The following is a 2,059-nucleotide window of genomic DNA, read 5'->3' as shown; positions in this document are numbered from 1 at the left end:
AATCGAGTAGGCGCATGAATGATTCATGCGCCTCTCACAGATCCGTACGTGCGGGTCATCGCATACGGCTCCTCCATATTATCCCCGCTGGGGATGATGTTCATTGTAAATATCCACTAAAGAGACGAGACCTTTTTCTTTGAACCATTCATTCGAGAGAGCTGTATGTACAGGTGTACATTTTGAGCTTCTCCATGAATACATCCGTATTCGAGGAAGTTCACCTTTCCACTTCCTCCTACGCAATTGTCTATGCAACTTCTTAATTTTCCGCCAACTTCTTAATTGGACTGATCTTAGCCTTCTTCGAATCCACGCATCAAACTCTTGGAAAAGTCTCTTCGAATGCCCATGCCCGAAATAATTCCCCCAACCTCTAAGATATGGGTTTAATTTGTCTTTAATCAAGCGTTCAATGTTAACCGTTTGGTTGCGTTTAGTTGTTTCCTTGACGCTTTCTTTAAATTTCTTGATGGACTTATTGGATGGTTTCATCCAGAAAGCTTGTTTGAATTCGTGTCCAAGAAATTCGAAGGGTTGTTCATAATTATTTACAATCCCAGTCTTTTCAGGATGTATAGTTAGACCCAATTCCTTTTCCAGAAATCGAGTGACAGACTTCAAGACACGTTCTGCCCCTTTTTGCGATTTACAACATATGACGAAGTCATCCGCATACCTTGTAATGCGGTGCCCTCGTTCCATCATTACTTTATCTAATGGGTGTAAGTAAATGTTCGCTAGTAAAGGGCTGATGACACCACCTTGAGGGGTTCCTTCTTCGTTCAAATGAAAGCTCCCCCCATCCATAACTCCTGCCTGAAGAAAGCTTTCTAGTAATTTAATGACACTTCCATCTATTACTTCTTCCCGGACTAGCGTCATTAACTTGTCATGGGGGATTGTATCGAAATAGGACTTCAAGTCCGCATCAATGACATAAACATACCCATCCATTAGATCCTTACGGATTTTCTCAAGTGCCATGTGCGCACTCCGTCCTGGTCTAAACCCAAAACTGCAGTCTAGAAATTCGGCTTCAAATATTGGCTCAAGAATTCTACGTGTTGCGGATTGGACTACTCGGTCTCTCACGGTTGGAATGCCTAGTGGTCGTTTTGAACCATCAGCTTTTGGGATATAAACACGTTTTACAGGTCTGGGTTTATATTTCTTCTCTCGCAGTTCCCGATGAAGGATTTGTACATTATCCTCCAGCGCACTTTCAAATGTCTTGATAGAGACTTTGTCTATCCCTTCACTTCCGCGGTTCTTTTTAACCTCTTTGAAGGCTTCCTCCAAATTTGGTATTGCCCATATTTTATCCATGAGGCTATACCACTTTCTCTTTTGTGTTTTCTTTACTCCATCACGAAAGTGTCGTTTGTCTGTTCTATCGTTCATGTTTCGTTTCTTCCTTTCAGACCGCCAGGTTTCCTAGCCCTACTTCGGCAATACCTTCGGTTTCTTTTAAGTACTACGCCCCAGATGGTTTACCCTTTTGTTCAACCCCGATTCTAAGGACTTCATCCTCATCGGTTTCTATCTGGCACATGGCGATTTCACAAATAACTTTCACTTTTCTTCCACGGTTGCGGGCTTCGCACGGAGTCCCTACCTTTTGGGTTAAGGCTCCTCTCAATAACCAGGTATTGAGTCACTTACCTTTACGACCTTTCCGGCAAGCTTATTCACTACTACCCCGGGCTCTGACTTCTCACCATTCATACTCTCATCTTGTCCATCACGGACTTGAATAAGGATTACCTATTATCGGAAACGATGAGATCTCCTTGGGTTACGTCATCGGGCTTTCCCCTGAATCCAGCCCTCCTAACTAACAGAATCCAGATGTGGTACTGGACGTTCCCTTCTTTTGCAGGGTTATCCGACTCTGCCAGCCAACATGGTTGAATTGTCGCCTGTTCCAGGTTTTGCCTTCAAGTCCTCCGCACATTTCCTCACAGACAATGCACTACCTGTCAGCTAGACACTTCCGCCACTGCGGTGTGTCAGGGACTTTCACCCATTAGTCCGATGCGCTGCCAAGCGCACAAAA

Annotated in this window: 1 protein-coding gene; it reads right to left on the bottom strand. The window is 44.1% G+C overall.

All coding sequences use genetic code 11. The features are described 5' to 3' along the window. Positions 1-78: 78 nt before the first annotated feature. On the bottom strand, positions 79-1,404 hold the full coding sequence (ltrA, locus tag DFR59_RS19910) for a group II intron reverse transcriptase/maturase (protein WP_114747414.1): 1,326 nt from the start codon (positions 1,402-1,404) through the stop codon (positions 79-81). Positions 1,405-2,059 lie beyond the last annotated feature (655 nt).

It is taken from the genome of Falsibacillus pallidus, from assembly GCF_003350505.1.
In the GTDB taxonomy this organism is placed as follows: domain Bacteria; phylum Bacillota; class Bacilli; order Bacillales; family DSM-25281; genus Falsibacillus; species Falsibacillus pallidus.
Note: the sequence above shows the minus strand (reverse complement) of the source record. Positions and strands in the feature narration are given on the sequence as shown.